Raw genomic sequence first — 18,508 nt, forward strand, 5'->3', positions numbered from 1 at the left:
TAGTCAGCGACTGCTTATCGGTGGTCAGCGCTTTGACCTGGTCGAGGGCGGACAGCTTCTCTTTTTCCGCCGCAGCCAGTCGGCTGGCCAGCGACTGTTTATCAGCGTTCAGTGTTTTGGCCTGGTCGAGGGCGGCCTGCTGCGCCTTCTCCGCAGCGGCGAGCCGGATAGTCAGCGACTGCTTATCGGTGGTCAGCGCTTTAACCTGCTCGAGGGCAGCCAGCTTCTCTTTTTCCACCACGGCCAGTCGGGTGGCCAGCGGCTGTTTGTCGGCGTTAAGGGCTTTGGCCTGGTCGAGGGCGGCCTGTTTCTCTTTTTCCGCAGCCATCAGCCGGGCGGTGAGTGTCTGCTTGTCTGTGTCGAGGGCGGTGAGCTGGCCGAGTGCGGTCTGCTGTGCTTTTTCCGCGGCGGCCAGCCGGGAGGTCAGCGTTTGTTTATCTGTATTCAGCGTGGTGAGGCTGGTGCTGAGCCGTTTATTTTCCGCTTCGACGCTCTGAAGCTGCGACGTTAATTGTTGGATCTGCTTAAGTGCGGCAGCCTGGCTCTGTTGCAGAGTATTATTCCGGGCAACGACTTCCTTTTTAATTAACGTCTCATTTTCCGCCGTGGCGGCGGTTAAGGCGAGCTGTAATTGCTTTATTTTATTATTTAACGCCGCTTGCTCATTCGCAATGGATGTATCCGTGGCTGGTGTGGCGGTAAGCTGTTTTTTTAATTGTTGGATAATTTTATCTTTTTGCGCAATCGTTGCCTGTTGGCTGGCGATTCTTTTTTGCAACTGTGCGTTATTGGCCGTCGTTTTTTTATTGTCCGCGTTCTGGCGAGCGCCTGACGCTTGCTTTGCTGTGGCCGCAGAGCTTTTCTCTTCTTGCGCTTGAGCTTGCTGAGTTTGCTGCTGGGCGTAATCGAGAAAAGCCGGCGTAGCACCGGCGTAGAATGAGGTTGAAAGCGCCAGCGCCGCGACGAGCATCAGCAGTGGTGCTTTAGGGGTCAGCGTGGCGGGTTTGTTCATGGCAGTTTGTTTTCACCACGCTGTACCAGGGTATCGATCAGCGTTTTCTGGATATCGGAACACAGTTTGATGGATTTAAACTGATACATGGAGTCAATGCCCAGTCGGGTGGGATCGGCCACTTTATCGCGCACATTGTTGTATTGCGATGCCGAACGCACCAGGGCATTGAACTCATTGCTGAGTTTAGTTGCCTGCTGTGGGTTCACCTCTTTAAGTGAATCCAGCGCCTTTCGGCAGGACTCAATACGCTCCTGTTCGCTGGCCGCTCGCTCCTGCTCAGCCTGCTGCTGTGATGTGAGCGGCGTGGTGATCGGTTTTACCTGCTGGCGAGAAGAGGTATTGCTACAGCCCACTAATAAAAGTGCGGCGAGCGGGATAATACGGAGAGTCGGCGAGATATTCACAATTTCAGTCCATGAAGTAGGGATATTTTCACCGGATTCTAGAAGGGTGCTTTTTATTTTGCAATATATGACTAATGATATTTTATTAGTTTTTTAGTCATTCATCATTATTAGGGGTTTAATTTATTTGGCGAATTGATAGGTTTGCAATTAAATAATGTTTGTTTATATACAATAATAAATATAGATATAAATATTTAAATGTGACAAATGAAACGGCAAAGGCGCGGAGCGTGACCGTCCGCGCCGGTCATTATTTGACGTAAGCCAACAGGCTGAGCGAATCGCGGGCCAGCGCTTTGCATTTTTTCGCCGTCGGGATGTTAATACCGCTGAGATCGCGGTAGCTATCCTCGCCAAGCGCTTTCATGTTGTAGCTGTCGTAGTTGCTCAGGTCCCACTGGTTCTGTTGGGCAAAGAACACCAACGCGCGTCGGATCTGTGTATTGGGCAGGTTCTGGTAGCCACAGTCGTTTTTCAGAAACACAAAAACCGCGGTTAAATCAGCCATATCTTCTGCTTCTGATTCGCTGAGCGCGTAGCTGTTGGCGGAGAGAGCAAGCAGGCTGCCGAGTACCATTGTTCTGAAAAGCGTCTTCATTTTTTCTACCATTAGATCACCGACGCTTCAAATTAGCATACTTCTTTACACAGCGCCGATCTTTATTCTTACTCTTCTGCTTGACCTTCCCGTTACGGTAGGGTTTAAGCTCAAATATTCGCCCGCAGAATAAAAAGGATGTGAATATGCAACGTCGAGACTTCCTCAAACTGACCGCCGCGGTTAGCGTGGCCAGCGCATTACCGCTATGGAGCCGTGCGGTTTTTGCGGCCAGTCGCCCGGCTCTGCCGATACCGACGCTGTTAACGGCCGATGCGCGCAACCGTATCGCCCTGACGATCCAGGCGGGCAAAACACAGTTTGGCGCTCTGCACGCCACCACCTGGGGCTATAACGGTTCACTGCTGGGTCCTGCGCTACAGTTGACGCAGGGGAAGACCATTACGGTTGACATTACCAACCAGCTGGCGGAAGAGACCACGCTGCACTGGCATGGCCTGGAGGTCCCGGGCGAGGTCGACGGCGGACCGCAGGGGGTTATCGCCCCGGGCGCCACCCGTACGGTGAGCTTCACGCCGACGCAGCGGGCGGCCACCTGCTGGTTTCATCCGCATCAACATGGGACCACCGGCCGGCAGGTGGCCATGGGGCTGGCCGGCCTGGTGCTGATCGAGGATGAAGAGAGCGGACGCCTGCTGCTGCCTAAGCAATGGGGAATCGATGATGTGCCGGTGATTGTCCAGGACAAGAAGTTCACCGCCGCCGGCGAGATCGACTACCAGCTGGATGTGATGAGCGCCGCTGTCGGCTGGTTTGGCGATACGCTGCTGACCAATGGCGCTCTCTATCCCGAACATGCCGCCCCGCGGGGCTGGCTACGTCTGCGCTTGCTAAACGGCTGTAATGCCCGTTCCCTCAATTTTGCCACCAGCGATAAGCGTCCGCTGTACGTGGTGGCCAGTGACGGCGGTCTGTTGGCCGAGCCGGTGAAGGTCGATGAATTGCCGGTGTTGATGGGGGAACGCTTTGAGGTGCTGGTGGACACCAGCGACGGTAAACCTTTCGATCTGGTGACCCTGCCGGTGAGCCAGATGGGCATGGCGATTGCGCCTTTTGATAAACCACAGCCGGTGCTGCGCGTTCAGCCGCTGGTCATTCCCGCCTCCGGCAAACTGCTGGATACGCTGGCCACGCTGCCGGCGCTACCGTCCCTGACGGGGCTGACGCAGCGTCAGCTCCAGCTGTCGATGGATCCGATGCTCGACAGGATGGGCATGCAGGCGCTGATGGAGAAGTATGGCGACCAGGCGATGGCGGGAATGGACCACGGCATGATGGGACATGGCGGCATGGGCGACATGAGCAATATGCACCACGGCGATATGAGCAATATGAACCACGGGGCTGGTCGGGATCATGGCATGTCGTCAGGCAAGGGGTTTGATTTCCATAACGCCAACCGCATCAACGGCAAAGCCTTCGACATGAATGTGCCGATGTTTGCCGCGGCCAGAGGCCAGTATGAGCGCTGGGTGATATCGGGTAAGGGCGACATGATGCTGCATCCGTTCCATATCCACGGCACCCAGTTCCGTATCCTCAGCGAGAACGGCAAGCCGCCAGCCGCGCACCGCAGCGGCTGGAAAGATACCGTCCGCGTGGAAGGTGACGTCAGTGAAGTGTTGGTGAAGTTTGATCATCCGGCGCCGAAGGAGTTTGCCTATATGGCCCACTGCCACCTGCTGGAGCATGAAGACACCGGGATGATGTTGGGATTCACGGTTTAGGGCTCGGCGGCCTGCTGCCATCTTCCATGGGGAGAAGGGATAAACACAAAAAAAACGGCAACTTTCGTTGCCGTTTTGCGTTTTATTTGGCGTCATCCGGGAGCGCATAGGCGACGATGTAATCGCCCATTTTGGTACCGAACGAGCCGTGACCGCCGGCAGAGATGACAACATACTGTTTGCCATTCACTTCGTAGGTCATTGGGGTGGCCTGACCGCCGGCTGGCAGACGAGCTTCCCACAGCTTCTCGCCGTTGCTCATATTGTACGCGCGCAGGTAGTTATCTGCGGTCGCGCCGATGAACAGGACGTTACCGGCCGTGGAGATCGGACCGCCAAGCATCGGCATCCCCATGGTGAACGGCAGCTTAACCGGCATCGGGAACGGCAGGCTGTCCTGCGGAGTACCGATACGTTTTTTCCATACCACTTCGTTGGTTTTCAGATCCAGCGCGGAGATATAGCCCCAGGCCGGTTGTTTGCACGGCAGACCGAACGGCGACAGGAACGGATTCAGGGTGACGCCGTACGGGACACCGTACTGTGGCTGCACGCCGGACTCGGTGCCAGAGCCTTTCGCATCTTTCGGCGGCTCCATCGGGTTGCCCGGGCCGCGTGGGATCAGTTTAGAGACGAACGGCAGCGCCATCGGGTTGGCAATAGCCACCTGACGGTTCGGATCGACGGAGATACCGCCCCATTCAAACATCCCCAGGTTACCCGGGAAGACGAGAGTGCCCTGCTCAGATGGCGGGGTGAAGATACCTTCATAGCGCATCTGGTGGAAGATCACGCGACACACCAGCTGGTCGAACATAGTGGCGCCCCACATGTCCGCCCCGGTCAGATCTTTCTTCGGACGGAAGCTCAGATCGGAGAACGGCTGGGTTTTGGCGACGTAATCCCCTTTGGCAGCGCCCTGCGGAACCGGTTTTTCCGGGGCCGGGACCACCAGCTCGCCATTACGGCGATCCAATACGAAGATGTTGCCGGTTTTCGCCGGGGCATAGACGACCGGTACGGTTTTACCATTAACCTCAATGTCAGCCAGCGTCGGCTGGGAGGGCATATCCATATCCCACAGATCGTGGTGGACGGTCTGGTAGCTCCAGGCCAGCTTACCGGTGGTGGCGTTCAGCGCCACAATCGAGCTGGCGTAACGCTCTTGCTCCGGCGTGCGGTTGCCGCCCCAGATATCCGGGGTAGTCACGCCCATCGGCAGATAGACCAGATCCAGCTTAGCGTCGTAGGCGGCAGGCGCCCAGGAGTTCGGTGAGTTGAGCGTGAAGTGATGTTCATCGCTCGGGATGGCGTTCGGATCTTTCGCACCTGGATCGAAGGCCCACAAGAGTTTACCGGTATTCACATCAAAGCCGCGGATGACGCCAGACGGCTCGCGGGTTGAGAAGTTATCGGTGACCGCGCCGGCAATCACGATGGTTTTATCGGTGATAATCGGCGGAGAAGTGGGTTCATACATACCCGGCGTGGTGACCGGCATGTTGGTCTGCAGGTTGAGAATACCTTTATTGGCAAAGGTTTCGCACAGCTTACCGTTGTCGGCGTTCACCGCGAACAGGCGGCCATCGTTCACCGGCAGGATAATACGGCGCGGACAGTCGGCGACGACGTCGGCAGGCGCGTTATCCGCTTTGGCTTCGTGATAAGAGACGCCGCGGCAGGTGACGTGCTGGAACGACGGATCGGCGTTCAGCTGCGGGTCAAAATGCCACTTCTCTTTACCGGTGGCCGCGTCCAGCGCGAACAGACGCTGGTGGGCGGTACACAGGAAGAGCGTGTCGCCGACTTTAATCGGCGTCACTTCGTTGGTGATTTCACCCGGGTCGTTCGGTTGCTTCAGGTCGCCGGTGCGGAATACCCAGGCTTCCTTCAGGTTCTTCACGTTGTCGGCGTTAATCTGCTTCAGCGGAGAGAAGCGCTGGCCTTCCTGGTTGCGGCCATAGGCCGGCCAGTCGCCGTCGGCAACGTTGGAGATCGGCGCGGCCGGGGTGGCGTCGGCGCTCAGGGTGCCGTTGACTTCCTGCGGGTCGTTAAAACCAGCCCAGGTCAGCATGCCGCCGCTGATCAGCAGGGCGACGACCAGCGCGCCTACGGCGCCAGCGGAAGGCACGGACAGACGACGCCAGACAAAGGGCAGGATCAGCCAGATACCAAAGAAGACGAGGATGTCGCTACGCGGCGTCAGCGCCCAGAAGTCGAAGCCGACTTCCCAGACGCCCCAGATCATCGTCGCCAGCAGCAGCGCAGCGTACAGCCACAGCGCAGCGCGTTTGCCGCGCAGCAGCATCACGGTCACGCCCAGCATCACCAGACCGGCGATAGGGTAGTACCAGGAGCCGCCAAGCACGACCAGCCATGCTCCGCCGATTAAAAGATAGAGGCCGCAGAACGCTGCAAATAGCGCAGTCAGCGTCACCAGGAGCCTTGATTGTTGAGACTTTGTTTCAGCCATAGAAAGTTACTCATGTGTTTGTTAATTTTTTAACTGCAATTAATTATAGGTTTTAACAAGTGTGATCGGAATCACAAATATGGCTTTATTAATCCCTGCACCGAAGATTTCTTTTTGCTGGTATACTGGATGGCTTGCCGGTCATCGTCGGGGCGAAAGCAGCGGCTTTGATGATTTATATTTAGAATCAAATGGTTAGTCTTATGAAACATACTGTAGAAGTGATGATCCCGGAATCCGAGATCAAAGCGCGCATCGCGGAACTGGGTCGTCAAATCAACGAACATTATCAGGACAGTGGCAGCGAAATGGTGCTGGTGGGGCTGCTTCGCGGCTCATTTATGTTCATGGCCGACTTGTGCCGTGAAGTGCAGGTGCCGCATGAAGTCGATTTTATGACCGCCTCCAGCTACGGCAGCGGCATGTCCACCACCCGTGATGTGAAAATCCTCAAAGATCTGGATGAAGACATCCGTGGTAAAGATGTACTGATCGTGGAAGACATCATCGATTCCGGCAATACCCTGTCTAAAGTGCGTGAGATCCTCAGCCTGCGCGAGCCGAAATCGCTGGCCATTTGTACGCTGCTGGATAAACCAAGCCGTCGTGAAGTGAATGTCCCGGTTGAGTTCGTCGGTTTCGCCATTCCGGACGAGTTCGTGGTGGGCTACGGTATCGACTACGCCCAGCGCTACCGTCATCTGCCGTATATTGGCAAAGTTACCCTGCTGGACGAGTAAGAGATATCCCCCCAGGACAGCGCGCGCTGCGCTCTCCAGGGGGGGCTAAGCCTGAAGGCTATTTGTGGTTGATGTGCTTGATCTTGAGGTTGGAGATGCCGTGGCGATAGCGCTGTTCGAGGGTTTCCCGGCTCACGGCGGTGACATCCAGATCGCGCAGCAGCCCGTCGTGAATGCCATATGCCCAGCCGTGGATGGTGACCTTCTGTCCGCGCTTCCACGCCGATTGCATAATCGTCGAATGTCCCAGGTTGTACACCTGCTCCATCACGTTGAGTTCGCAAAGGGTATCCAGACGGCGCTCCTCCGGCATTTCACCTAGCAGTGAGCTGTGCTTGAACCAGATATCGCGGATATGCAGGAGCCAGTTGTCGATAAGCCCCAGCTCCGGGTTTTCCACCGCCGCCTGCACGCCGCCGCAGCCGTAGTGGCCGCAAATAATAATGTGCTCGACTTCGAGGACATCGACGGCATACTGCACCACCGACAGGCAGTTCAGGTCGGTGTGGATCACCAGGTTAGCGACGTTACGATGGACAAACAGTTCGCCAGGTTCCAGGCCGGTAAGTCGCTCAGCGGGAACGCGGCTGTCAGAGCAGCCAATCCAAAGGAAGCGCGGTTTCTGCGTCTGCGACAGTTTCTCAAAAAAGCCGGGGTCCTCTTCCACCAGCATTTTTGACCATAGTGCATTATTGCTGATGAGTGTATCTATATCATTCATGGACGTTATCGGCCTGTAACCAAGTAAGTGCGTTGCGCTAATATAGGGTAAGCTCACCTTTTTTAAAACCATCTTAACCCGTGATACGTCAGGCTACCGATGCGTTGGCGGCGCCAGCGCCAGTAGAACGCAAACGTGAGTCAGGCGGGTTAATGACGTGTCACGACACGAGAAGAGATATTTAATGACCATTGCTCTGGAATTAAAACAGCTCAAAAAAACCTACCCCGGCGGGGTTCAGGCGCTGCGGGGAATCGACCTGCAGGTCGAGGCGGGGGATTTCTATGCCCTGCTGGGGCCGAACGGGGCCGGAAAATCCACGACTATCGGCATCATCAGTTCGCTGGTGAATAAAACCTCCGGTCAGGTCAATGTCTTTGGCTACGATCTGGAAAAAGACGTCGTCAATGCCAAGCGTCAGCTTGGCCTGGTGCCGCAGGAATTTAACTTCAACCCGTTCGAGACCGTGCAGCAGATTGTCGTTAACCAGGCGGGCTACTACGGCGTGGAACGCAAAGAAGCTGTCGCCCGCAGCGAAAAATACCTAAAACAGCTCGATCTGTGGGAAAAACGCAACGAACGCGCGCGGATGCTCTCCGGCGGGATGAAGCGTCGCCTGATGATCGCCCGCGCGCTAATGCATGAGCCGAAGCTGCTGATCCTCGACGAACCGACCGCTGGCGTCGATATTGAACTGCGTCGCTCAATGTGGGGCTTTCTTAAGGATCTGAACGATCGCGGAACCACCATTATCCTGACCACCCACTATCTCGAAGAGGCCGAAATGCTATGCCGCAACATCGGCATCATCCAGCACGGCGCGCTGGTGGAAAACACCTCGATGAAAGCGCTGCTTTCGAAGCTGAAGTCAGAGACCTTTATTCTTGACCTCGCGCCAAAAAGCCCGGTACCGAAGCTCGAAGGCTACCAGTATCAACTGGTCGATACCTCGACGCTGGAAGTCGAGGTTCTGCGCGAGCAGGGGATTAACAGCGTCTTTGCCCAACTGAGCGCCCAGGGGGTGCAGGTACTGAGTATGCGTAACAAAGCTAACCGTCTGGAAGAGCTGTTTGTCACGCTGGTGCATGAGCGAAAAGGAGAGTCAGCATGATGCAGCTTTATTGGGTCGCGCTGAAAAGCATCTGGACCAAAGAGATCCACCGTTTTATGCGCATCTGGATCCAGACGCTGGTGCCGCCGGTGATCACCATGACCCTGTACTTCGTGATTTTCGGCAACCTGATCGGGTCGCGCATCGGCGAGATGCACGGCTTTACCTATATGCAGTTTATCGTGCCGGGCCTGATCATGATGGCGGTGATCACCAACGCTTATGCCAATGTCGCCTCGTCGTTCTTCAGCGCCAAGTTTCAGCGCAATATTGAAGAGCTGCTGGTGGCGCCGGTGCCGACGCATGTGATCATCGCTGGCTACGTTGGCGGCGGCGTGGCGCGCGGACTGTGCGTGGGGATCCTGGTGACGGCGGTATCACTGTTCTTTGTGCCGTTCCAGGTTCACTCCTGGCTGTTTGTCGCCCTGACGCTGATCCTCACCGCGGTGCTGTTCTCGCTGGCGGGCCTGTTGAACGCGGTGTTTGCCAAGACCTTTGACGACATTAGCCTGATCCCGACCTTTGTGCTGACGCCGCTGACCTACCTCGGCGGGGTGTTCTACTCGCTGACCCTGCTGCCGCCGTTCTGGCAGGGGCTGTCGCATCTGAATCCCATCGTCTACATGATCAGCGGTTTCCGCTTCGGCTTCCTGGGTATCAACGATGTGCCGCTGGTGACCACCTTTGCGGTGCTGGTGGTCTTCATCGTCGCCTTCTATCTGCTTTGCTGGTCGTTAATCCAGCGCGGCCGCGGCCTGCGCAGCTGATGTTCATCACGGTTAGCGCTTCCTGATGCCAATACGCGAAGCGCTAACCGCTTATCTTTGACCGCCATCACCGATACGCCATCCTCCCCTTGCTACATTGTTGGCTGGCTAAGGAGGGAAGCATGCTTGGTTGGGTCATTACCTGCCACGATGAGCTGGCGCAGGAGATGCTGGATCGTCTTGAACGAAAATTTGGTCCGCTGGCCCAGTGCCGGGCGGTCAATTACTGGCGCAATCTCAGCAGTAATATGTTGAGCCGGATGATGTGCGATGCGCTGCATGCCACCGACTCCGGGGACGGGGTCATTTTCCTGACCGACAGAACCGGCGCGGCGCCTTATCGGGCCGCGGCGCTGATGAGCCACAAACATACCCACTGCGAAGTGATCTCCGGCGTCAGCTATTCATTACTTGAGCGAATGTATCTGCTGCGGAACACGTTAAGCAGCGAGGCGTTTCGCCAGGCCATCGTCAGCGCGGGCGGGCCGATGGTGAGCAGCCTGTGGCATCAGCAGCAGAAGAATCCCCCGTTCCGCTTGCGCCATGATACCTTCGGAAATTAAACAGCGTGACAGATGCTGCTTTTGTTACAATAACTGCCGTTGATGGTTTACCGGTTCGATGCGCATGCTTGCCCGATTTTTTACGCTGCTTCTTTTACTGACCTCGCTCAGCGCTTCCGCCAGTCTGCTTAGCCAGCAGGGCAAGCCTGTACACTATATGCAGACCACCGAAGATGCGGTCATCTGGGCGCAGGTGGGGAATCATGTGGTCAGCGTCGGCAATGTGCGTGCCGGGCAGATCCTCGCGGTCGTCCCGACGGCGGCTGACTATTATGAATTTCGCTTCGGCTTCGGCACCGGGTTTATTGATAAAGGCCACCTCGAGCCGGTACAGGGTAAGCAGCGAGTGGAGGACCGACTGGGGGATCTCAATAAACCGTTGAGTAACCAGAATTTGCTCACCTGGAAAGATACGCCGCTCTACAACACACCCGCCGTGAGCAGCGTGCCGTTTGGTACGCTGGCCACTAACCTGCGCTATCCGATCCTCAGCAAGCTAAAAGACCGGCTCAATCAGACCTGGTTTCAGATCCGCATTGGCGACCGGCTGGCGTGGGTCAGCAGTCTGGATGCACAGGAAGATAATGGTATTCCCGTACTGACCTATCATCACATTCTGCGCGACGAAGAGAACACCCGTTTCCGCCATACCTCGACCACGACCTCGGTACGCGCCTTCAACAACCAGATGACCTGGCTGCGCGATCAGGGCTATACCACGCTGACCCTGTATCAGCTGGAAGGCTATGTGCGTAATAAAATCAACCTTCCGGCGCGGGCAGTGGTCATCACCTTCGATGACGGCCTGAAATCGGTAAACCGTTACGCCTATCCGGTACTAAAGCAGTACGGTTTTCATGCCACCGCGTTTATTATCTCCTCGCGTATTAAGCGCCATCCGCAGAAATGGGATCCGAAATCGCTGCAGTTCATGAGTATTTCTGAGCTCCGGCAGATCCAGGATGTTTTTGATATTCAGTCGCATACCCACTTCCTGCATCGGGTTGACGCCGGCCGCCGGCCGATTTTATTCAGCCGCAATTACCATAATATTCTGTTTGATTTCGCCCGCTCGCGCCGGGCGCTCAGCCAGTTTAATCCACATGTTCTCTACCTTTCCTATCCCTTCGGCGGCTATAACGCCACGGCGGTGCAGGCGGCGAATGACGCCGGGTTTCATATGGCGGTGACAACGGTGCGTGGGAAGGTGAAGCCGGGTGACAATCCGTTTCTGTTAAAGCGGTTATATATCTTACGCACGGATTCGCTGGAGACGATGTCGCGGCTGATCAGTAACCAGCCGCAGGGGTAATACCGGCGCTGCGCCTGAGCGCAGCGCCGCGGTCATCAGGCGACCTGCACCGGAATGGCTTTCGCCTGGCGCTTCATTTCATTGTCGCCTTCGAAGTAGGCGATGTTGGGCTGCCAGGTGCGCGCCTCTTCGTCCGACATGGTGACGAAGCTGGCGATGATCAGGATATCGCCGACGCTGGCGCAGTGCGCGGCGGCGCCGTTGACGGAGATGATTCTGGAACCCCGTTCGGCGGCAATCGCATAGGTGGAGAAACGATTGCCGTTGGTGACGTTCCAGAGGTGAATGGTTTCATTCTCCAGAATACCGGCCGCATCCAGGAAATCCTGGTCAATGGCGCATGAACCTTCATAGTGCAGGTCAGCCTGCGTGACTTTTACGCGGTGGAGCTTGCCCTGCAGCATATTACGCATCATAACTTCTACCCTTCAACCTTAATGTAGCAGAGCGGACAGGTCGTCCGCCCTGAGAAAAGCCCGGGCAAGTATTGCCCGATTTTTACCCGCTGTCTACTGACCGAGCGTGACGATCTGGTTGTCGATCAGGCGGGCCTGACCCAGCCAGGCGGCCATCAGGATCACCGCGCGCTGGCTGGCATCCGTCAGCTCAAGCAGGGTGTCGGCATCGCGGATCTGAATGTCGTCGGCGCGGAAGCCTTTTTCATTTAGCTCCTGTTCAGCGATAGCGATGATCTCATCGAGCTGGCGATCGCCGGCGGCCAGTTTTTCCGCCACCGCGCTCAGCACTTTGTAGAGGCCGGGAGCGATTTTGCGCTGGTCGGCGGTCAGGTAGCCGTTACGCGAGCTCAGCGCCAGGCCATCTTTCGCGCGGACGATCGGCACGCCGATAATCTCGATATCGTAGCCCATGTCGGCGACCATCTTGCGGATCAGCGCCAGCTGCTGAAAGTCTTTCTCGCCGAAGCAGGCGACGTCCGGCTGAACCAGATTGAACAGCTTACTGACGATGGTCGACACGCCGCGGAAGTGGCCCGGGCGGCTGGCGCCTTCCAGCATAGTGGACAGGCCGGGGACGTCGACGTAGGTCTGGCCTTCGGTGCCCTGGGGATAAACTTCCGCCGGCGTCGGCGCGAAGACAAAGTCGACATGGCGCTTGTTCAGCTTTTCGCAATCATCCTGCAGGGTACGCGGATAGCGCGCCAGGTCGTCGGCGCGGTCAAACTGCATCGGATTGACGAAAATACTGACCACCACCACGTCCGCGCTGGCTTTAGCCTCATCAACCAGCTTCATATGACCATCATGCAGGTTGCCCATCGTCGGAACCAGCGCGATACGCTTACCTTCCTGACGCAGACGGCGGATATGCTGACGCAGCAGCAGCACGGATTCAATAATCAGCACAACAAGACTCCTTAATGGAAACTGTGTTCTTCGCCCGGATAGACCCCGGATTCAACTTCGGCAATATACTGCCGTACCGCGGCGCGGATGTCGCCCGCTTCGGCAAGGAAATTCTTGGCGAATTTAGGGATGTGGCCGCCGGTGATCCCGAATGCGTCATGCATCACCAGGATCTGCCCGTCGGTGACGTTGCCCGCGCCGATGCCGATCACTGGAATGGTCAGGGCGTCGGTAATGCGTTTCGCCAGTTCTACCGGGACGCACTCCAGCACCAGCAGCTGCGCGCCAGCCGCTTCCAGCGCTAATGCGTCGTCAAACAGGGTCTGCGCTGCATCGCCGCGCCCCTGCACTTTATACCCGCCGAATACGTTTACCGACTGCGGCGTGAGGCCGAGGTGGCCGCAAACCGGCACCGCGCGTTCCGCCAGCATCTTCACGGTATCGGCCAGCCAGGCGCCGCCTTCGAGTTTGACCATATTGGCGCCAGCGCGCATCACGATGGCCGCATTTTCGAAGGTCTGTTCGGGGGTGGCGTAGGCCATGAACGGCAGGTCGGCAAGCAGCAGGCTGTTCGGCGCACCGCGGCGGACGGCGCGGGTGTGATAGGCGATATCTTCCACGGTGACCGGCAGGGTGGAGTCGTGACCCTGTACCGTCATTCCCAGGGAATCGCCCACCAGCAGCACATTAATGCCTTCATCGGCGAACAGCTTCGCGAAGCTATGGTCGTAGGCGGTAATGGTGGCAAAGCGCTTCTTTTCCTGTTTGCATTTCTGCAGCAGGGCAATGGTGGTCGGTTTCATAACATTTCCTGATGATGAAAGTCATATTAACCGGCATTCTAACAGCAGCATTCAGAGGGGCAATGATTTTGGGCAACCGATTACGACGATCGCCGCAAATGCTAAAAAAGGAGAGGGGATTACCAGCTCGCGGGTTTTTCCGCGCCCAGATCATCCAGCACGGCGCGCAGCGCAGGGCCGTCAGGAAAATGGAGATCCGGAGCGATCTCGAACAGCGGCCAGAGCATAAAGCCGCGGTTTTTCATATCATAGTGCGGAACGGTCAGGCGCGGGCTATTGATGACCTCATCGCCAAACAGCATGATGTCGAGGTCGAGCGTGCGCGGTCCCCAGCGTTCAGCTTTGCGCACCCGACCCTGCTGCAGCTCGATGCGCTGAGTGTGATCGAGCAGCGCATCGGGCGCCAGGGTGGTTTCCAGCGCGACGGCGGCGTTGAGATAGTCCGGCTGATCCTGCGGGCCCAGCGGCGGCGTGCGGTAGAACGAAGAGACGTTCACCACGCGGCTGTGCGGAATATCGCCCAGCGCGCGGATGGCTGCCTGCACCTGCTCCAGCGGAGAAGCAAGGTTACTGCCAAGCGCGATATAGACCAGGGTCATGCGTTACCCTGACGCGGCGCGCGTTTGCGCGGACGACGGTGGCGACGGCGTGGCGCCGGATCGTCCCCGAGGTCGTTGAGCATGTCTTTTTGTTCCGGCGGCGCGGCGACCTGGAATTCGCCCCACCATTTGGTCAGACGCTGCAGTTCGCTGTTGTTTTCCGCCCCGGCGCGCAGCTCCAGCAGATCGTAGGCGGCACGGAATTTCGGATGCTCCATCAGTTTCCAGGCGCGTTTGCCCTGGCGACGGGACATGCGCAGCTGCAGCTGCCAGATATCACGAATAAGGGTAGTGATGCGTTTAGGGATCGCCAGCGTACGGCAGGCTTCGTCCAGGACATCGTTCATCGCCAGAGCGAAGGCGTCGTAGTACGCCAGGCCGCTCTCCTGGGCGATTTTTTGCGCCGTCTCCAGCAGCGGATACCAGAACATCACCGCGAAGAGGAAGGCCGGATTGACGCGCATGTCGTTATGAATGCGGTTATCGGTGTTCTTCAGCACCTGGCTGATGATCCGCTCCATCGGGCTGTCGCCGCGCTCGGTAAAGTAGCGGGTGATGGTCGGGAACAGCGGCTGGAACAGGTTGTATTCGCGCAGCAGCATGTAGGTCTGGTAGCCATACCCGGCCTGCAGCAGCTTAAGCACCTCTTCGAACAGGCGTGCCGGCGGCACGTCGTGGAGCAGGGTGGCCAGGCGCGGCAGTGGTTCAGCCGTTTCCGGGCTGATACGCATATCCAGCTTGGCGGCAAAGCGCACCGCGCGCAGCATGCGTACCGGATCTTCGCGATAGCGGGTTTCCGGATTGCCGATCAGGCGGATCACGCCGTCCTGCAGATCCTTCATGCCGCCGACGTAGTCGCGAACGGTAAAGTCAGCCACGCTGTAATAAAGGCTATTGATGGTGAAGTCGCGACGCTGGGCATCCTCTTCGATCGAGCCGAAGATGTTATCCCGCAGCAGCATGCCATTCTGGCCCTGCTGGGAGGTCACGCGATCGGTGGTGTGCCCTTCGTGGTGGCCGCGGAAGGTGGCCACTTCAATGATTTCCGGCCCGAACATGACGTGCGCCAGGCGGAAACGTCGCCCGACCAGACGGCAGTTGCGGAACAGCTTGCGCACCTGATCCGGTGTGGCGTTGGTGGTGACGTCAAAATCTTTCGGCTTTTTGCCAAGCAGCAGGTCGCGGACACCGCCGCCGACCAGCCAGGATTCGTAGCCTGCCTTGTTGAGGCGGTACATGACCTTGAGGGCGTTTTCACTGATATCTTTGCGGGAAATAGCATGCTGCTCACGCGGGATCACCGTCATAGGCATGGGTTCGACGGCGGCTTCTGCCTCGCGCTCCTCACGGCTTAGCACCTTACGGCAAAAATTAGCGACTCGGGTAAAAATGGTGCACCTCGTAGTGTCAGACGGACTTCAGATCAACTGTACAGTATAAAAATAGCGGCTAATCATAGCTCAGCGGGAGCCATTTGAGAATGCTCGATTTTTGCGGGCTGCCAGTTGGCGACGGCCTGACTGAGTAAATCGTCCATGCTCAGGGCTTGCCAGTCCTGGGCGATGTCCTGATTAAGAAACCGGAGCGCCCGGACAATTTCGGGGCGCGGATCGCCTTCCGGCAGCGCCGGTGCGTGGTTTTGTTTAGAGAGTTTATTCCCGTCAGCATTGAGGGCCAGCGGCAGATGGAGGTAGTCCGGCGCCTGCCAGCCAAAATGCTGATACAGTGAAATCTGCCGGACCGTCGGCTCAATCAGGTCAGCGCCGCGGACGATCTCGGTGATCCCCTGAAAGTGGTCATCAACCACCACCGCCAGATTGTAGGCAAACAGGCCGTCGCGACGGTGGATAATAAAATCCTCGCGCGCCAGCGGCTCGTTGGCGACCAGCGTGCCGCGCAGGCGATCGGTGAACTGCAGCACCGGACGGGTCTGGCGCAGGCGCAGCGCGGCGTTTTCCGCCCCCAGCCCGAGGTCGCGGCAGTGACCATCGTAGATCCCGCCTACGGCATGGATCCGCGCGCGGGTGCAGGTGCAGTAATAGCTCAGCCCTTGTTCACCCAGCCAGGCCAGCGCCTCGCGGTAAGCTTCATGTCGTTGCGACTGCCAGAGCACCTCGCCGTCCCAGTGCAGACCGTAGTGGTCAAGCTGGCGCAGAATGGTGTCGGCGGCCCCGGGGACTTCGCGCGGCGGGTCGATATCTTCAATACGAACGCGCCAGATACCCTGGTTCGCGCGGGCTTGCAGGTAGCTGCCGAGCGCGGCAATCAAAGAGCCGAAGTGGAGTTCACCGGAGGGGGAGGGAGCAAAGCGCCCAATATAGCGTGAGTCAGTCATGTTACGGACAACAGAACCAGGCGGGAGAGACTCCCGCCAGAGAGTGAGGCAGCAGGGGATTAGCCCGCCATCTGTTTTTCGCGAATTTCCGCCAGGGTTTTGCAGTCAATGCACAGATCCGCAGTCGGACGCGCTTCCAGACGGCGAATGCCGATCTCCACGCCGCAGGATTCGCAGTAGCCGAAGTCTTCATCTTCAACTTTTTTCAGCGTTTTCTCGATCTTTTTGATCAGTTTACGTTCGCGGTCGCGGTTACGCAGTTCCAGGCTGAACTCTTCTTCCTGGGCGGCACGGTCTACCGGATCCGGGAAGTTGGCAGCTTCATCCTGCATGTGCGTTACGGTGCGATCCACTTCATCCCTGAGTTGATTACGCCATGCTTCAAGAATACGCTTGAAGTGCGCCAGCTGGGCTTCGTTCATATACTCTTCGCCCGGTTTCTCTTGGTACGGCTCCACCCCAGCGATGGCGAGAATACTCAGGGACGATGTTTTACGGTTTTGCCCTTCTTGCATGTTGCTTCTCCTTAACACGCACTATCGATCCCCATGTGGGGGAAAATCAGGCCGCTATAAATAGCAGATGCTTTTCCGGATAGCAATTATCTAAACGTTACACTTGACAACCCTGTGAAGAAAAGCGTATTCGCGCTTGCGACCCGAACACTATTTAGCCACTTATTTCCCGGGGTTTAACACCACGGCAATCGGCTTATTCAGAGTCATCTTCGTCGTAGAAAGTTCCGCCTTCCAGGCGAGAATTTCCACCCCCTTGTCGCGGGCTTCTGTTAACAGCTGTGCGTATCTGGCATCAATATGATGCGCGGGAGAGAAACGGTCAATTGCCGAATGCAAAACGGCAAATAAAATCACCGCACGGTCGCCATTTGCCGCGACGGCCATCAGCTCCCGCAGGTGCTTCTGACCGCGCGTGGTTACCGCATCGGGAAAATAACCGTATTCTTTCTCCGCCAACGTAACCGATTTCACTTCAATATAGCAGTTTTGTCGGTCATCTGCCTGTAACATAATATCGATACGGCTATTCTCTTCGCCATATTTCACTTCGCTTTTCAGCTGGTTATAGCCGGAAAGCTCAGGGATTATTCCGGCGGAAATCGCCTCTTTTGCCAGCGAATTCGCGCGCAGCGTATTGACGCAAATAACCGCGCCCTGTTGCGTTTCAGTTAATTCCCAGGTGTGGGCATATTTGCGCTTCGCATTGTCAGAAGTGGAATACCAGACGGTGTCGCCCGGGGCGGCGCAACCGGTCATTGCGCCGGTATTGGGGCAGTGAAGCGTCAGCTCACGGCCATCGGGGGTAACCACGTCAGCAAGAAATCGTTTGTAACGTTTAAGCAAAATAGCGGGCTGTAACGGCGGATCAAACTGCATCAACTTTCCTTATGAAACGGATAACGTTCCAGCGCCGTGTAGCGCGTGCGCCCCCGGCCGAAGCTGGACTCATAAAGCACGAACTCGTTCACCGGAAACGACCAGTGAAAGCCGGGAGCCGGGATCGGCACCGCCTGGCGGGCATCGCGCCACAGGGTAATATGCGGATGAAACGGCTGCGGGCTCTGATAGCAGCCGCTGCGCGCCGCCTGAGCGCGGCGGCTGACGGGTCCCGAGCCAGACCACCCGCGAGCGCAGCCACTGTCCGGCATCGTCCAGCGTCAGGGTAAAGCCCGGCTGGCGGAGGCGGCCGGCGAGGGCGGCCAGCGCCCGCTGTTTTTCCGCGCTCACCTCGCCGAGAAACGCCAGCGTCAGATGGAGGTTATCCGCCGCGACGGGCCTGCCGGCATCCTCGGGGAAGTGGCTTGCCCGCCACTGGACGATCTGTTTCTGGACGGCAGACGGCAGTTCAAGCGCAAAAAACAGCCTTTTCGGCTCAGACATGATAGAGACTCGGTAATGAATTAGGGGGATGCTACAATGCGAGCCCCTGAATGT

At 57.3% G+C, this 18,508-nt stretch carries 19 protein-coding genes and 2 pseudogenes; 7 read left to right on the plus strand and 14 right to left on the minus strand.

All coding sequences use genetic code 11. From position 1 onward, the window contains the following. The 3 genes and pseudogenes from HMPREF3142_RS29850 to HMPREF3142_RS09010 all read right to left on the minus strand — a co-directional run. Window positions 1-586, minus strand: a pseudogene (locus HMPREF3142_RS29850) (peptidylprolyl isomerase); the annotation flags it as partial. Between the two features lie 422 nt (window positions 587-1,008). Continuing rightward, on the minus strand, window positions 1,009-1,419 hold the full coding sequence (locus HMPREF3142_RS09005) for a hypothetical protein (RefSeq protein ID WP_008807403.1): 411 nt from the start codon (window positions 1,417-1,419) through the stop codon (window positions 1,009-1,011). Between the two features lie 253 nt (window positions 1,420-1,672). Then, entirely contained in the window at window positions 1,673-2,020 is a 348-nt protein-coding gene (locus HMPREF3142_RS09010) for a YacC family pilotin-like protein (RefSeq protein WP_002888808.1), read from the minus strand. A 146-nt stretch (window positions 2,021-2,166) separates the two neighbouring features. Here HMPREF3142_RS09010 and cueO point away from each other — a divergent pair, with 146 nt between their 5' ends. Continuing rightward, window positions 2,167-3,768, plus strand: a complete 1,602-nt coding sequence (gene cueO / locus HMPREF3142_RS09015) for a multicopper oxidase CueO (RefSeq protein ID WP_070612005.1) — start codon at window positions 2,167-2,169, stop codon at window positions 3,766-3,768. Between the two features lie 82 nt (window positions 3,769-3,850). Here cueO and HMPREF3142_RS09020 read toward each other — a convergent pair whose 3' ends face one another. Continuing rightward, window positions 3,851-6,241 carry a glucose/quinate/shikimate family membrane-bound PQQ-dependent dehydrogenase gene (locus tag HMPREF3142_RS09020; RefSeq protein ID WP_032732524.1) on the minus strand — a complete coding sequence of 797 codons (2,391 nt, stop codon included), beginning with the start codon at window positions 6,239-6,241 and terminating at the stop codon, window positions 3,851-3,853. Window positions 6,242-6,320: 79 nt separating this feature from the next. On the opposite strand from HMPREF3142_RS09020, the gene HMPREF3142_RS29365 reads away from it, so the two are divergent. Together HMPREF3142_RS29365 and hpt are read left to right on the plus strand one after the other, a co-directional pair. Next, complete coding sequence (locus tag HMPREF3142_RS29365) at window positions 6,321-6,440, plus strand: hypothetical protein (RefSeq protein WP_012542835.1); 120 nt, start codon at window positions 6,321-6,323, stop codon at window positions 6,438-6,440. A gap of 4 nt (window positions 6,441-6,444) precedes the next feature. After that, window positions 6,445-6,981 carry a hypoxanthine phosphoribosyltransferase gene (gene hpt / locus HMPREF3142_RS09025; protein WP_004204384.1) on the plus strand — a complete coding sequence of 179 codons (537 nt, stop codon included), beginning with the start codon at window positions 6,445-6,447 and terminating at the stop codon, window positions 6,979-6,981. Window positions 6,982-7,039: 58 nt separating this feature from the next. On the opposite strand, the gene can is transcribed toward hpt, so the two are convergent. Beyond that, window positions 7,040-7,702, minus strand: coding sequence for a carbonate dehydratase (gene can / locus HMPREF3142_RS09030; protein WP_004204385.1), 663 nt, complete (start codon window positions 7,700-7,702; stop codon window positions 7,040-7,042). A 184-nt stretch (window positions 7,703-7,886) separates the two neighbouring features. Between can and HMPREF3142_RS09035 the strand changes: the two genes are divergently transcribed. The 4 genes from HMPREF3142_RS09035 to HMPREF3142_RS09050 all read left to right on the plus strand — a co-directional run bounded on the left by HMPREF3142_RS09035 (window position 7,887) and on the right by HMPREF3142_RS09050 (window position 11,455). Continuing rightward, window positions 7,887-8,813, plus strand: a complete 927-nt coding sequence (locus tag HMPREF3142_RS09035) for an ABC transporter ATP-binding protein (protein WP_008807399.1) — start codon at window positions 7,887-7,889, stop codon at window positions 8,811-8,813. Further along, window positions 8,810-9,580 carry an ABC transporter permease gene (locus HMPREF3142_RS09040; RefSeq protein WP_008807398.1) on the plus strand — a complete coding sequence of 257 codons (771 nt, stop codon included), beginning with the start codon at window positions 8,810-8,812 and terminating at the stop codon, window positions 9,578-9,580. The genes HMPREF3142_RS09035 and HMPREF3142_RS09040 overlap by 4 nt, the downstream gene beginning before the upstream one ends. A gap of 122 nt (window positions 9,581-9,702) precedes the next feature. Further along, window positions 9,703-10,143 (plus strand): PTS sugar transporter subunit IIA, encoded by a 441-nt coding sequence (locus HMPREF3142_RS09045; protein WP_008807397.1) that lies wholly within the window; start codon window positions 9,703-9,705, stop codon window positions 10,141-10,143. 58 nt (window positions 10,144-10,201) lie between these two features. Next, window positions 10,202-11,455 (plus strand): polysaccharide deacetylase family protein, encoded by a 1,254-nt coding sequence (locus tag HMPREF3142_RS09050; RefSeq protein WP_008807396.1) that lies wholly within the window; start codon window positions 10,202-10,204, stop codon window positions 11,453-11,455. Window positions 11,456-11,490: 35 nt separating this feature from the next. On the opposite strand, the gene panD is transcribed toward HMPREF3142_RS09050, so the two are convergent. The 9 genes and pseudogenes from panD to thpR form a co-directional block, all read right to left on the minus strand. Beyond that, window positions 11,491-11,871: an aspartate 1-decarboxylase gene (gene panD, locus HMPREF3142_RS09055; RefSeq protein ID WP_008807395.1), complete on the minus strand. Its 381-nt coding sequence runs from the start codon at window positions 11,869-11,871 to the stop codon at window positions 11,491-11,493. 93 nt (window positions 11,872-11,964) lie between these two features. Next, the gene (panC, locus tag HMPREF3142_RS09060; RefSeq protein WP_008807394.1) at window positions 11,965-12,819 is read right to left on the minus strand and encodes a pantoate--beta-alanine ligase; all 855 of its coding nucleotides are present in this window, start codon (window positions 12,817-12,819) and stop codon (window positions 11,965-11,967) included. 11 nt (window positions 12,820-12,830) lie between these two features. Next, entirely contained in the window at window positions 12,831-13,622 is a 792-nt protein-coding gene (gene panB / locus HMPREF3142_RS09065; RefSeq protein ID WP_012542832.1) for a 3-methyl-2-oxobutanoate hydroxymethyltransferase, read from the minus strand. Between the two features lie 119 nt (window positions 13,623-13,741). After that, a complete protein-coding gene (gene folK, locus HMPREF3142_RS09070) occupies window positions 13,742-14,221 on the minus strand; it encodes a 2-amino-4-hydroxy-6-hydroxymethyldihydropteridine diphosphokinase (RefSeq protein ID WP_012542831.1) in 480 nt (159 codons plus the stop codon). Beyond that, window positions 14,218-15,612: a polynucleotide adenylyltransferase PcnB gene (gene pcnB / locus HMPREF3142_RS09075; RefSeq protein ID WP_071582539.1), complete on the minus strand. Its 1,395-nt coding sequence runs from the start codon at window positions 15,610-15,612 to the stop codon at window positions 14,218-14,220. Before pcnB ends, folK begins: the two co-directional genes overlap by 4 nt. 62 nt (window positions 15,613-15,674) lie before the next feature. Continuing rightward, complete coding sequence (gluQRS, locus tag HMPREF3142_RS09080; protein ID WP_023322074.1) at window positions 15,675-16,556, minus strand: tRNA glutamyl-Q(34) synthetase GluQRS; 882 nt, start codon at window positions 16,554-16,556, stop codon at window positions 15,675-15,677. A gap of 59 nt (window positions 16,557-16,615) precedes the next feature. Next, window positions 16,616-17,071 carry an RNA polymerase-binding protein DksA gene (gene dksA, locus HMPREF3142_RS09085; protein ID WP_007749299.1) on the minus strand — a complete coding sequence of 152 codons (456 nt, stop codon included), beginning with the start codon at window positions 17,069-17,071 and terminating at the stop codon, window positions 16,616-16,618. Window positions 17,072-17,233: 162 nt separating this feature from the next. Next, the gene (gene sfsA, locus HMPREF3142_RS09090; RefSeq protein WP_008807388.1) at window positions 17,234-17,950 is read right to left on the minus strand and encodes a DNA/RNA nuclease SfsA; all 717 of its coding nucleotides are present in this window, start codon (window positions 17,948-17,950) and stop codon (window positions 17,234-17,236) included. Next, window positions 17,950-18,454 (minus strand): annotated as a pseudogene (gene thpR / locus HMPREF3142_RS09095) (RNA 2',3'-cyclic phosphodiesterase). Before thpR ends, sfsA begins: the two are co-directional and overlap by 1 nt. Between the last annotated feature and the right edge of the window lie 54 nt (window positions 18,455-18,508).

Origin of the sequence: Klebsiella sp. HMSC16C06, from assembly GCF_001808325.1 — a bacterium.
GTDB lineage: Bacteria > Pseudomonadota > Gammaproteobacteria > Enterobacterales > Enterobacteriaceae > Klebsiella > Klebsiella variicola.